Source organism: Pseudomonas sp. ZS1P83 (assembly GCF_054897825.1).
This window is the reverse complement of the sequence record NZ_CM142706.1, coordinates 4,475,578-4,489,242: the sequence shown is the minus strand read 5'-3', so window position 1 is coordinate 4,489,242 and position 13,665 is coordinate 4,475,578. Positions and strand designations below refer to the sequence as shown.

At 52.5% G+C, this 13,665-nt stretch carries 9 protein-coding genes and 1 pseudogene; 8 read left to right on the top strand and 2 right to left on the bottom strand.

Going from position 1 to position 13,665, the window contains the following annotated elements; all coding sequences use genetic code 11:
• Nucleotides 1-122: 122 nt before the first annotated feature.
• Nucleotides 123-1,040, top strand: a complete 918-nt coding sequence (gene cysD / locus ACYZT0_RS21265; RefSeq protein WP_283182974.1) for a sulfate adenylyltransferase subunit CysD — start codon at nucleotides 123-125, stop codon at nucleotides 1,038-1,040.
• Between the two features lie 9 nt (nucleotides 1,041-1,049).
• Nucleotides 1,050-2,948: a sulfate adenylyltransferase subunit CysN gene (cysN, locus tag ACYZT0_RS21260; RefSeq protein WP_462042874.1), complete on the top strand. Its 1,899-nt coding sequence runs from the start codon at nucleotides 1,050-1,052 to the stop codon at nucleotides 2,946-2,948.
• A gap of 114 nt (nucleotides 2,949-3,062) precedes the next feature.
• On the opposite strand, the gene ACYZT0_RS21255 is transcribed toward cysN, so the two are convergent.
• Both ACYZT0_RS21255 and ACYZT0_RS21250 read right to left on the bottom strand, forming a co-directional pair.
• Complete coding sequence (locus tag ACYZT0_RS21255; RefSeq protein WP_462041955.1) at nucleotides 3,063-4,232, bottom strand: IS4 family transposase; 1,170 nt, start codon at nucleotides 4,230-4,232, stop codon at nucleotides 3,063-3,065.
• Between the two features lie 210 nt (nucleotides 4,233-4,442).
• Nucleotides 4,443-4,586: pseudogene (locus ACYZT0_RS21250) on the bottom strand (acyltransferase); the annotation flags it as partial.
• Between the two features lie 232 nt (nucleotides 4,587-4,818).
• On the opposite strand from ACYZT0_RS21250, the gene ACYZT0_RS21245 reads away from it, so the two are divergent.
• The 6 genes from ACYZT0_RS21245 (at nucleotide 4,819) to ACYZT0_RS21220 (ending at nucleotide 13,644) form a co-directional block, all read left to right on the top strand.
• Nucleotides 4,819-6,258, top strand: coding sequence for a TolC family outer membrane protein (locus ACYZT0_RS21245; protein WP_462042873.1), 1,440 nt, complete (start codon nucleotides 4,819-4,821; stop codon nucleotides 6,256-6,258).
• Nucleotides 6,259-6,373: 115 nt separating this feature from the next.
• Nucleotides 6,374-8,524, top strand: a complete 2,151-nt coding sequence (locus ACYZT0_RS21240) for a type I secretion system permease/ATPase (RefSeq protein WP_462042872.1) — start codon at nucleotides 6,374-6,376, stop codon at nucleotides 8,522-8,524.
• 91 nt (nucleotides 8,525-8,615) lie between these two features.
• Complete coding sequence (locus tag ACYZT0_RS21235) at nucleotides 8,616-10,031, top strand: HlyD family type I secretion periplasmic adaptor subunit (RefSeq protein ID WP_462042871.1); 1,416 nt, start codon at nucleotides 8,616-8,618, stop codon at nucleotides 10,029-10,031.
• A 103-nt stretch (nucleotides 10,032-10,134) separates the two neighbouring features.
• On the top strand, nucleotides 10,135-10,698 hold the full coding sequence (locus ACYZT0_RS21230) for a hypothetical protein (RefSeq protein ID WP_462042870.1): 564 nt from the start codon (nucleotides 10,135-10,137) through the stop codon (nucleotides 10,696-10,698).
• A 247-nt stretch (nucleotides 10,699-10,945) separates the two neighbouring features.
• On the top strand, nucleotides 10,946-11,638 hold the full coding sequence (locus ACYZT0_RS21225) for a hypothetical protein (RefSeq protein WP_462042869.1): 693 nt from the start codon (nucleotides 10,946-10,948) through the stop codon (nucleotides 11,636-11,638).
• Nucleotides 11,639-11,649: 11 nt separating this feature from the next.
• Nucleotides 11,650-13,644: a hypothetical protein gene (locus ACYZT0_RS21220; protein WP_462042868.1), complete on the top strand. Its 1,995-nt coding sequence runs from the start codon at nucleotides 11,650-11,652 to the stop codon at nucleotides 13,642-13,644.
• Nucleotides 13,645-13,665 lie beyond the last annotated feature (21 nt).

Sequence of the window (13,665 nt, the reverse complement as noted above, 5' to 3'; positions counted from 1 at the left end):
GGGGTATATTCATATACCCTTTCGATCTAGTCGGTGTCCTGATTAGAAGAGGTCGCTGTGCTAGGATTCCCCGCTCGAACACGGCCCGCTGGCCGTCCATAAGATCGTTTTCGTGAGTAGCCATGGTCGACAAACTGACGCATCTAAAACAGCTGGAGGCCGAAAGCATCCACATCATCCGCGAGGTCGCCGCCGAGTTCGATAACCCGGTGATGCTGTACTCCGTCGGTAAAGACTCTGCCGTGATGCTGCACCTTGCGCGCAAAGCATTCTTCCCGGGCAAACTGCCGTTCCCGGTGATGCACGTCGACACCCGGTGGAAGTTCAAGGAAATGTACGCGTTCCGCGACCGCATGGTCGAAGAACTCGGCCTGGACCTGATCGTGCACGTGAACCCCGATGGCGTCGCGCAGGGCATCAACCCGCTGACCCACGGCAGCGCCAAACACACCGACATCATGAAAACCGAAGGCCTCAAGCAGGCCCTCGACAAGTACGGTTTCGATGCCGCATTTGGTGGTGCCCGTCGTGACGAAGAGAAGTCCCGTGCCAAAGAGCGCGTGTACTCCTTCCGCGACACCAAGCACCGCTGGGACCCGAAAAACCAGCGTCCCGAGTTGTGGAACGTCTACAACGGCAAGGTCAACAAGGGCGAATCGATCCGCGTGTTCCCTTTGTCGAACTGGACCGAACTGGACATCTGGCAGTACATCTACCTCGAAGGCATCCCGATTGTGCCGTTGTATTTCGCCGCCGAGCGCGACGTCATCGAGATGAATGGCACCTGGATCATGATTGACGACGAACGTCTGCTCAATCACCTGAGCGATGAAGACAAGGCGCGTATCGTCAAGAAGAAGGTCCGTTTCCGTACACTCGGCGACTACCCGTTGACCGGTGCGGTCGAGTCCGAGGCCATCAGCCTGACCGACATCATTCAGGAAATGCTCCTGACGCGAACTTCCGAACGCCAGGGCCGAGTCATCGATCACGATGGCGCCGGCTCGATGGAAGAAAAGAAACGTCAGGGTTATTTCTAAGGGGTTGTCATGTCGCATCAATCTGAGTTGATCAGCGAGGACATCCTCGCCTATCTGGGCCAGCACGAACGCAAGGAAATGCTGCGCTTTCTTACCTGTGGCAACGTCGACGACGGCAAGAGCACCCTGATCGGGCGCCTGCTGCACGACTCCAAAATGATCTACGAAGATCACCTGGAAGCCATTACCCGCGATTCGAAAAAAGTCGGCACCACCGGCGATGACATCGACCTGGCATTGCTGGTCGACGGTCTGCAGGCCGAGCGGGAGCAGGGCATCACCATCGATGTCGCTTACCGTTATTTCTCCACCGCCAAACGCAAATTCATCATCGCCGACACCCCTGGCCATGAGCAGTACACCCGCAACATGGCCACCGGTGCGTCCACCTGTGACCTGGCGATCATCCTGGTCGATGCCCGTTACGGCGTGCAGACCCAGACCCGTCGCCACAGCTTCATTGCCTCGTTGCTCGGCATCAAGCACATCGTTGTCGCCATCAACAAGATGGACCTCAACGGCTTCGACGAAACAGTCTTCGAGTCGATCAAGGCCGATTACCTGAAGTTCGCCGAAGGCATCGCGTTCAAACCGAGCACCATGGCCTTCGTGCCGATGTCGGCGCTGAAGGGCGACAACGTGGTGAACAAGTCCGAGCGCTCGCCGTGGTACACCGGCCAGTCGCTGATGGAAATTCTTGAAACCGTCGAGATCGCCAACGACCGCAACTACACCGACCTGCGTTTCCCGGTGCAGTACGTCAACCGTCCGAACCTGAACTTCCGTGGTTTCGCCGGTACCCTGGCCAGCGGCGTCGTGCACAAGGGCGACGAAGTCGTTGTGCTGCCGTCGGGCAAGAGCAGCCGCGTGAAATCCATCGTCACCTTCGAAGGTGAGTTGGAGCACGCCGGTCCAGGTCAGGCTGTCACGCTGACCATGGAAGACGAGATCGACATCTCCCGCGGTGACTTGCTGGTGCACGCCGATAACCAGCCGCAAGTGACTGATGCCTTCGACGCCATGCTGGTGTGGATGGCTGAAGAGCCGATGCTGCCGGGCAAGAAATACGACATCAAGCGCGCCACCACTTACGTGCCGGGTTCGATCACCAGCATCGTCAACCGCGTTGACGTGAACACCCTGGAAGAAGGTCCGGCCAGTTCGTTGCATCTGAACGAGATCGGTCGGGTCAAGATCAGCCTCGACGCGGCCATCGCGCTGGACGGTTACGCGAGCAACCGCACCACCGGTTCGTTCATCGTCATCGATCGTTTGACCAATGGTACCGTTGCGGCCGGCATGATCATCGCTCAGCCGTTGAGCCATGGCACCAGCACGCATCACGGCAAACTGGCTCACGTTGCCACCGAAGAACGCGCCCAGCGCTTCGGCCAGCAACCGGCCACCGTGTTGTTCAGCGGTTTGTCGGGCGCGGGTAAAAGCACCTTGGCTTACGCGGTTGAACGCAAGCTGTTCGACATGGGCCGTGCGGTGTTTGTACTCGATGGTCAGAACCTGCGTCACGACCTGAACAAAGGTCTGCCACAGGACCGTGCCGGGCGTACCGAGAACTGGCGTCGTGCGGCTCACGTCGCGCGTCAGTTCAACGAGGCCGGTTTGTTGACCTTGGCAGCCTTCGTTGCGCCGAATGCCGAAGGTCGTGAGCAGGCCAGGGACCTGATCGGCAAGGAGCGTCTGCTGACGGTCTACGTCCAGGCCTCGCCGACGGTCTGTGCCGAGCGTGACCCACAAGGCCTGTACGCGGCGGCCGGGGATAACATCCCGGGCGATTCCTTCCCGTACGACGTGCCGCTGGACGCCGACCTCGTGGTCGACACCCAGTCGCTGTCGCTGGAAGAAAGCGTCAAGCAAGTGCTGGATCTGCTGCGTCAGCGTGGCGCGATCTAAGCGTTAGCTGCAAATAAAAAACCCGCCGATGAGTGATCATCGGCGGGTTTTTTTGTGCTCTTGAGATGATGATCGTTCCCACGCTCCGCGTCACTAGTGTCCGGTAAACATGCTTCATAGTTGAAGGCTGCCTTGGGCAGCCTTCAACTTTTCTCGCTCCTGCCTTCGTCGATCCCTCAATACTGGGGTTCCGGGCCGTTCAAACAGGACATGAACTATGCGAACCGTCAGTTCGAACAACGAGCCGGTAAATCCTGAGCGACGATGGAGTATTTGCAGTAACAGATAGCTGATCAAGGCACTGTAAATCTGCAAACGCACCGCATTTTCGGAGTAGGCATAAAAGCGTTTGAGCTTCAGATGTTGTTTGATCCACTTGAAAAATAGCTCGATCTGCCAACGATCTTTGTACAAGGACGCGATTTCTTCAGCTGTCCTCGTGAAGTCGTTGGTCACCAGAACTAACGGCGTCGCATGCCCCTCGCGCTCAACCACGACGCGTCTTACCGACTTTTCCCAATAGTCGTTCAGGCGTTTGCCGGCCAAATGCTTTTTGCCAAACTGGACGACTTCATCGGTCATGACCGAGCTTTGCTCAGTCACGGTCGAGTGCTCATGCAGCACTTTGATATTGGCGTTTTTCTTCAGGCGGGTGACGAAAAAAGCACCTTTGGTCTGCAACTCGTGCCACCAGTTGTAATCGCAGTAGCCCTTGTCGAAAACATACGTCATGCCGGTCTGGATCGGCATTTCCAGTGCATCGCTCAGGTCGTTGACGTTGGCAGGCGTAATGTTCACGTACACCGGGGCCAGCTGCGCCAGATCCAGTCCGACATGCACTTTGAGGCCTTGGGTGATGCGGGTTTTCGTCGCGGCTGTCCAGCCATCGAAGTGAGGTCCGCGCAAGGTGATCGACGTGGAGTCAATCAGGCTAACCATGGCCCCGACCTCCTTGCGCTGCTGGCGGCTGACGGCGCTCATCAGGTACCCACAAAGGTCCTGTAATGGCCGGTAGTCACGCTTGTTCAAGGCATCGGACATTGTCGAGCGGGCAATAGGGCCGGCATTAAGATGGTAGCTATGCGGGCCGAAATTTTCGGAGATAGTCGCCAAGGATCGCAGGCTTGAGGCTCGGGTCAAATGGCCGCTGATCAGTGTCACCAGCAATTGCCAGGTCGTGCAGCGTTTGACATAGCGATCAGCTTGGTGTGTTTCGATGGATTGCTGGAAAAACTGGCGCGGGATCGCACTGAGTAGTTGGCTTAAACGGGTGCTGGAAAACATAAGTCAAAATCGAGTCTGAAAAAACCGATTATGCCTCACAGCCGCCAACAGCAAGGGGGAGCAAGCTCCCCCCTCGTTTTTTACCGGACACTAGTGACGCTCCGCGTGGGAATGCCGCCTGGGACGCTCCGCGTCCCTTCGCTGGCGTGACGCAGAGCGTCACTGGATGCATTCCCACGCGGACGGTTCGACGCCTCGACGTGGGAATGATCAGTTAGACGGGTATTCGCGATGCATCTGCCCCAGCAGTGCATCCTTGTCTTCCCACAACTGATTAATCCACCCCTGAAACTGCAGTCGATACTCCCCATCCTGGTCGTAGTTCTTGCCGATGAACTGCGGCGGAATCTTCAGAACGATTCTTCCGGTTTTTCTCTGGAATGTATTACTAATCCGTGAAGTCTGACATGTGTATGTAGGATCTGACTTAACCAGGGACGAAAGCGCAATCGATAATCGGAATTGGACTACGGTTACGTCGGAAGTGGGAGGGTGATATTTATTCCTAAATGAGATTAGTCTTCTCGGCGCCTTTGCTCTTAAAGGTTGGCCGAGAATTCTTTTATCGATTTAAGGAAATAAAGGCATGAAATCAGAGTGTAAAAACTCTTACTTGTCGGTATTAACAAATGAAGCGTTGATTACGTTCGCGATTGGTGTCGTGTTAGTCATTAGTCTAATTGGCTATTCATCATTTGCATCTGCTAATGATCGATTTGGTCGTGCTGATTTGCTGAGTGTTTATCAAGAGGCAACTGCCAATGATGCGCAGCTTGCCGCAGCTAGGCATCAATATAAAGCCCACAAGGAAATAACCTCCCAAGCCCGCGCTGAGCTATTGCCCTCTTTAACTGCCGGCACGTCGGTACAATCCATAAAAGTGGATCAGAATGCTTCTTCTTTCAATCACACCCGCAGTGACTCCATTTTTCAGGCCAGTTTAAACCAGCCTCTGTTTCGAGCTGATCGCTGGTTTCAGCTTGAGGCTGCTCATGCCAGTACAGCCCAGGCCGAACTCGAACTTTCAGCAAAGGAGCAATCGCTGATCTTAACTGCGGCAGAAGCTTACTTTCAGACCCTACGTGCGCTGGATATGCTTGCTGCATCGAAGGCGGAAGAAGCAGCAATGCAGCGTCAACAAAAACAGGCACAAGCACGCCTTGAGAGCGGCGCCTCTAGTATTACCGATACATTAGATGCCCAGGCCGCCTACGACAATGCCATGGCCAACCGCAAGTTGGCGGAGCGTAAAGTGGATGATGCTTTCGGGTATCTATGTCGCCTTACCAACCGAGACTACACCAGCATTGAGGGCATTCAGCACCAATTACCTCTCGAAGCGCCAGTACCTAATGACGTGAGCACCTGGGTTAACCAAGCGGTGCAGGAAAATTTACTTCTTAAAGCAAGTAATTTTTCAGTTATTGCGGCAGAGCACATTATCCTTCAGCGAAAGTCCGGGTTTGCCCCAACTCTTGATGCTGTTATTTCCTATCGCAAAGGTGATGGCTCCAGTATGGGTGGAAGTAATTATCAAGGTGATGTCACCCAGCGCAGCATTGGACTTGAACTCAATATTCCGTTGTACTCGGGTGGTATGACTCGTTCGCAAGTGCGTGAAGCAACTGAGCAGTTGTCTCAAAGCCAATATGAAAGAGAAGACAGGCTCCGTGGAATAGTACAGAGCACTAGAAGCCTTCGTCGAACCGTTAACTCCGATATTGAACAGGTTGTTGCGAGACGTCAAAGTATTCGTTCGAGTCAGGCGTCCGTACATGCAAATAAGATGGGTTGGGAGATGGGAGTTCGTAACGTCGCTGATGTGCTTAACGCCCAGCGTCAACTCTATAGTGTTGTTAGGGAATACAACAATGCTCGCTACGATTATATTATTAACACTCTAAAGTTGAAGCAGGCGGCAGGAGTGTTGAGTCCTGATGATTTGTCCGATTTGAGTATCTATTTGGCCAAGGACTATGATTCGGTGCGCGACTTCCTTCCGCCAGATATTCGTGCGCCGCTTTGAGCAAGATCAAAAAGCTGGCAGTTAGTCTTCTGTTCGACATCATGTTTTTATTCATGAGTGGTCATTCTCGTATTGCAAGCAGTTAAATTATTTTCCAGGCATCGTTGGGATCACTATGAGCGAAGAAGTAACAAATGCTGATTCAGCAGGCTTGAGTATTGATTTGGATACTGGTGCTGTTTGTTTAGTCGTGTTGGCCCGTTTTCATAATATTGCGGCATCGGTAGAGCAGTTGCGTTACCAGCTTTCTTCTTCAGTTCAGCTACTCAGTCAATCTGAGTTGCTCTTGGCTGCTCGCAAATTAGGACTTAAGTCCAAGCTTGTGCAAACAACGATCTCCCGTCTTGATCGTACTCCGCTGCCTGCTATTGCTACGGATCGTGATGGTTCTTTTTTTATTATTGCGAAGATTGATAACGGTAAAGCACTCATCCAGGATCCTTGCTGCAACGGGCCCGAGGTAATCAGTTTAGAGCATCTGGAAGCTCGTTGGACGGGTGCCCTGGTGTTGGTGCGCTCCGAATCGGGAGTTCCTGGTGAGACTTCACGCTTTGATTTCACCTGGTTTATTCCGGCCATCGTCAAATACCGAAGGCTACTGGGCGAAACCGTACTCGTCTCTTTTGTTCTGCAACTTTTTGCATTGGTGACACCCCTTTTCTTTCAGGTAGTGATGGACAAAGTACTGGTGCACCATGGTTTAACTACGTTAGATGTTATCGCCTCAGGCTTGCTGGCGGTGATGATCTTTGAGTCGGCGCTCAGTAGTTTGCGTAGCTATATATTTGCCCATACCGCCAGCCGTATTGATGTGGAGCTTGGCTCGCGCTTGTTTCAACATTTAATCAATCTACCGTTGGCCTACTTTCAGGCGCGGCGGGTAGGTGACTCAATCGCGCGTGTACGAGAGCTGGAAAATATCCGCAGCTTCCTCACTGGCAATGCCATTACGTTGCTGCTGGACGTCCTGTTTTCAGTGGTGTTCATCGTCGTGATGTTCTATTACAGCGGCTGGTTGACGCTAATCGTGCTTTTGTCATTACCGCTTTATATTTTGGTCTCGCTATTTATCACGCCAGTATTGAGATCGAGACTGCAAGACAGTTTTGCTCGAGGTGCCGAGAACCAGGCTTTTCTGGTGGAGGTCGTGAATGGTATTGATACCGTCAAGTCGATGGCCGTCGAACCGCAGGTAATGCGCAAGTGGGACAACCAGTTGGCGGCCTATGTTGCGGCGGGCTTCAAAACCCAAAACCTGTCCACTGTCGCAAATGAAAGTGTCTCCCTGATTGGCAAATTGGTCACTGTGGCGACGCTCTGGCTGGGCGCACAGTTAGTCATTGGCGGGCAGCTTTCGGTGGGTGAGTTGATCGCCTTTAACATGCTTGCCGGTCGGGTATCGCAACCCATTATGCGCATGGCGCAGTTATGGACGAGCTTTCAGCAGACGGGTGTTTCGGTTCAGCGTCTGGGCGACATTCTCAATACTCCCACTGAGTTGGCCAAGGGCACACGCAGCACGCTGCCGGCGCTTAAGGGCCAAATAGAGTTCGACCAAGTGCATTTCCGTTATCGCACCGCTGGCTCGGAAGTTTTGCGTGGGGTGAGCCTGCGTATCGAAGCCGGTGAAGTCATTGGTGTCGTCGGTCGGTCTGGCTCTGGAAAAAGTACATTGACCCGCCTTCTGCAACGGCTGTACGTCCCTGAACGTGGCCGGGTACTGGTCGATGGAATGGATTTGGCGCTGGCTGATGTTTCATCGCTACGCCGACAGATTGGGGTGGTGTTGCAGGACAGCATGCTGTTTAACCGCAGCATTCGCGAAAACATTGCACTGACTGACCCCGCAGCTCCCCTTGAGTCTGTGATCGATGCCGCCAAAATGGCGGGAGCTCATGAGTTCATCCTGGAGTTGCCAGAAGGCTACGACACCGTCGTTGGTGAACACGGAGCTTCGCTATCCGGCGGGCAGCGCCAGCGTGTGGCTATCGCTCGAGCATTGATGGGCAATCCGCGCATTCTCATCTTTGATGAAGCCACCAGCGCTCTGGATTACGAATCAGAGCGAATCATCCAGCAGAACATGCAGACCATTTGCCGAGGGCGCAGCGTGATCATCATTGCTCACCGACTATCGGCTGTACGTGAAGCCAATCGCATTCTGGTTGTGGATCGAGGGCAAATCGTTGAACAGGGCTCGCATACCGAACTGCTAGCCCAGCAAGCCGAACATTACTGTCGCTTACACCGTATGCAGCAAGGCTGAGCCATCAAAAACGCGAGACAACAATGTTCACTACTGACCTCTCCATGTGAGGCAGGGATGAAAACACTTTGACTCAAGGAGCGACCTTCTCATGAGCGCAAGTCTTGAACTATTGCACCGATATCGCGACTCCTGGCGCCAGTGCTGGCGTCAGCGCAAGCAGATGGACGCGCCTGAGCGCCTGCCACATGAAGTCCAGTTTTTACCGGCTGCTTTGGAGCTCCAGGATAAGCCTGCACACCCGGCGCCTCGCGTTTTTATCTGGGGCATCATGGCGTTCGCCGTACTCACAGTGCTGTGGGCTTCAATCGGCAAAATAGAAGTGGTAGCCATCGCCTCAGGCAAGATTGTGCCCAGCGGTAAAACCAAACTGATTCAGTCCAGTGAAACGGCTGTGGTCAAAGCCATCCATGTCGGTGATGGCCAGACGGTCAGGATGGGGGAGTTGCTTGTCGAGCTAGATCCGACTTCTGCGGATGCAGACATCAAGCTCATCCAAAGTGAGCTTCTTGCCGCGCGAATTGACAGTGCTCGTGGCAAGGCAATGCTGGATGCAATCAATCACCAAAAAGACCCTGAGTCCTTGGGCGGTGTCATCCAGAATGCCAATCCGGAGCAAGTGCTTTCGGCGCAGCGCTGGCTCCAGGGGCAGTATCAGGAGTACCGCAGCAGCCTGGAGTTGGTTGATGCGGAAATCCTTCAGCGTAGCGCCGAAATCCAGGCCGCTCGGGCTCAGGTGTCGAATCTGCTGAAAACGCTGCCGATAGCCACGCAGTTGGCGGAGGATTATCAGCGCTTGCTGAGCCAGCAATACGTGGCTCGTCACGAATACCTTGAGAAAGAGCAGGCTCGACTGGATCTACAGCGTCACTTGAGGGTGCAGCAGGCCGGCGTGCTGCAATTCTCTGCGGCTCAAGCAGAAGCTCGACGTCGCCGTGAAGGCGTCATCGCCCAGACACGCAGAGTCATGCTTGATTTGCAGCAACAGGCGGATCAAAAGGTCGCGCGACTGGTTCAGGAACTTGCCAAGGCCCGCTATCAGGAATCGCTAACACTTCTTCACGCTCCGGTGGCTGGCACTGTCCAGCAACTGGCGATTCACACCGTTGGTGGAGTGGTGACCGCTGCCCAGCCACTGATGGTGATCGTTCCAGATAATCAACCGGTTGAGGTTGAGGCTTTCCTGGAAAACAAGGACGTCGGTTTTGTGCGGGCTGGGCAGCCCGTCACGGTGAAGGTGGAGACATTTACCTTTACCAAATATGGGACGGTGGCTGGCGAAGTTTTCAGTATTTCCAGTGATGCAATCGAGGATGAAAAGAAAGGACTTGTCTACAGCAGTCGGATACGACTGAAAAACGATCACTTAGTAGTGAATGGCAAAAAAGTGTCCTTATCCCCCGGTATGTCGGTGACGGCTGAAGTGAAGACAGATCAACGCCGAGTGATTGAGTATTTCTTGAGTCCGTTGCAGCGAAACGCGAATGAAAGCTTGAGAGAACGCTGAGTTTTTATCGTGCAGAAAGGGCTTTTGTTAGCCAATGGTTTACTGCGACTTTGTTTGGTTTGTATGAATTGTTTAATTCACAAGTTCTGTGGAGGGTATTTTGATGCTTAAAAAATATGCAGCTATGAGTTGGATGATTTGGAGTGTGTTGATTTTTTCGATTTCTGTGGGTGCTTTTGCAACATGTAAAGATCAGCCTGAGACATTGGTTGCTTATCCTTTTCAGGCTGAGATGGCTGAAAAAGAGTGCCATTTTGTTGCTTACAAAAAAGACGGCAAGATAGAAGTGGTCGTTGAATACCCTGAAATGAAAATTGTAGAGGCTAAAGCAGGCTCCGACAAAGGACGGATGATTATTCAGTTTTGGTATTTCCCAATACCGGAGGATGGAGTAGATCGTGCTGTCGTTGATGTTCCACTTCTCAATACAGGGCCTATTACAAGTTTCAGGGTCGGAAGAAGCCGGGTCAGCACATTTTTGGGGCGCGACGGCCGAGAGGTTTATGTTAATGAACGTGAAACTGTTAATAGTGTGGCGCGAAAATTCGCCATCAACATACAAGGCACTTATCAATACTCGGTGGAGCATGCGGATATAAGAGGTATGGACGATTTTGCCTTGGATTTTTTTAAGAAAATAATGGGCGGAAATTTGGCTATAAAGTAGGCGCCTCACAATAATTTCTACAGTGGTGTGATCCTACAATCGGCAAGAGATTATCGGAAGGACCCTACAGGATTGTCGGAAGCCAGGTTAGTGACTTATAGGGGAAAGCGGCTAGGCTAGCAAGTATTGAAATTAATTATTTAGCGGTTGAATCTTGACGTGGGTTTTTGAATTCATGGTCCGTTATAGGGCGATGGACTTGTTCGGCTGGCTAAAAATCGTGTTTGAAGCATATAGGAGAATTTTCATGATGCTGGGAAAGCGTTTGTTGTTTTTAGTCGGAATGATGTTTTTTTTTTATTGCTCCGTAGGTGTTTCTTTAGCTGAAGATATGGTCTGTGGAAAGTTAAATGGGCATGTGATCGAGGTGTCACGTAAATACAGTGCGTTTTGGCCGGAATATGAAGGTGAAAGCTCTTGGGGACAGGGGTTTATCCATAACAAGAAAGGGTGTGATGCAAATTTAGAGTCTTTGCCGATGGTCATGACATGGCCGGAGATGTTGCCGGCTGATCATACGACTTACTTTGTACAAGCACTGAGGTTTGAAGGGGTGGATATTACGCTAGAACCTCTTCGTAGACCCAATAGCGACATGAGTTATTTGCTTGATTTTTTTCTTTGGGAAACACCCGGGCAACGGAAGGAATATGTGGGTTTTGATGGAAGTCTTGGTCTGTTTTATGTGGAAGGAAAAGACAGAGTTTTCGCTGAGGGTTTGAATCGGTATTACTGGCAGGACAGTGGTGGTGAGGTCTCTATCGTATTCGAATGCCTATGGTTGCCTAAGGAAAACAGACTTTATACCTGTGAGGGGGCCTATGTGTTGCAGGAGGTTGATACTTTGGTACGTTTCAGATTTACACCAGAGAAGATGAAAGAGTGGAAGGCCGTCGTCGGCGCTATAAGAAAATTTGTGTTGGATAAAGTCAAAAAATAAGGAATATGCATATGGCAAAGGTGTTGACTGTCGCTGATCTGGAACATGCTCGGAATCTTTTAGCGTCGCAAGGTCCCGGCCCAATGTATGATTTTTTATCGGCTAAAGGTTACAAGTACGCAACATTAGCGAATGGCGTAGCAAAGGGTAACTCTGTCGCAGGAGAGGTTGCTATTAATTTCATGAAGCTTACCGCTACTAAAATGGGAGCGCCGATTTCCCCGGATGGTGTAGATGAAATTCGTTCTCAGATGGCTGCCGAATATATTAATACACTCTTGGGTAAGCTTAAAAAAAGTAATTTGGTGCTGACTTCTGATATTAATCATAAAGAGGCGTGGGAGTTTCACACTAAAGTTTTCGAAAGAAATGGCCTTACAGCTGACGCCTGGACTTTGAACTCCGTGTTATCAATCATGAGTGAAAGAAGCCGCGAAGGGTATTGGCAAGCTGCACTAGACGCAGCAGGGAGTCTACCAGCAGAGTTGAGTCTGGCAGCCCGAACGGATGTATTGATGTCAACGGCAAGTTCTGCCGGTACAGAACAAAACAGAAAACTGGCAAAAAACTGGATTAATCGGGTCGACTCTCCTTCGGGTACATTGACTTTTCTATCCAGTGTTGCGAGCCAACTTGGAAGTGCTGCAATTGAGCTCTTTGGTCCGCCTATAGAAGCGGCGGCCGGTGCGCCACCTATCAACCACATCAACATCCAAATCACTCCCAACCCAAAACCCCAACAAAAAATCCCCAACGAAAACCAGGCCCGCGAAGACGTAGCCAACGGCTTCACTCAAAACTCCCCCACCCATCGCGTGTTCTTCAACGACCAAACCCTGAACAAAACCGATTTCACATCCGTCCAGCTTGGCAGTCTGGCAACTGGCGGTATTCGTCCCGGCGAAATTCAGCTCGATCCTAACGTTCGCCCAAGCGACTACTTGTCGCAGTTCTACCACCATCGCCCCTCAGATAAGGCGCCGGATTTCAGTTTGCGCAATGCAGTGACATTGAACGGATTGGCAGCGCTGACCACCGTCAATACGTACGTCGATCCGCTACTACTGGACCTGACTGGCGATGGCGTGCAAATGACGCCGATCAGCGACGGTGTGTTGTTCGATACAGACCATAGCGGGACGCTCAAGCGTAGCGGTTGGGCAGACCGAGCAACCGGGATGTTGGTGATCGACGATGGCAGCGGGCAAATCAAGGATGTCAGCCAGATGTTTTCCGAATACTTCCGGGGCACTTCGGGGGGCAACGGTCAGGCGGGCCAGGCATTGTATAAAGAGGGGTTTGCGGCGCTGGCTAGTGTCGACAGCAACGCTGATCTGGTGATTGATCAGCGTGATGACATATGGAGCCAGTTGCGGGTTTGGGTCGATGCGTCTCACGACGGTAAAAGCGATGCAGCTGAACTCAAGACTTTGGCCGAGCTCGGCATCTCTCAGATCAACGTCACGGCTACACCGGTTAGTGGTGATATTCGCCAGGGTAACAGCGTGGTTGCGCGCGGTTCCTTTGTTATCAACGGCGAGACTCGTGAAGCCCTGGCGGTCAACTTCCTGGGGGATCCGGTCAGCAGCACGCTGACGGTTGAAGGTAATGGCAGCAAAGTAGTGTCGACTACCGGCACTACCACCACGACGGCTTATGCGAGTAGCAGCTCCGCCGATGAAACCCTCGATGCGGGCCAACTGGGCGTCACCAACCTGTACGCCGGTAGCGGCAATGACACCTTGACCGCCGCGTCGACGGGCAGTTGGTTGGTGGGTGGCGCTGGTAGCAACATTTATAACGGCGGAATGGGTGACGATGTGTTTGTCATCAGCTCTTCCGACAGCTCTCAAAACATCCATGGCAACGGAGGACGCGACACGGCGATTATCGTCGGTGATGAGGGCGTTGCGCTGAACATGGCTAAGGCCGGGTTGACCATTGCTCAAGGTGGCCGGGGTCATGATTATCTAATCAGCGGTGGCCAGTCCGGGGTCTTTATATAAGGAGGTTCTGGAGGCGCGACA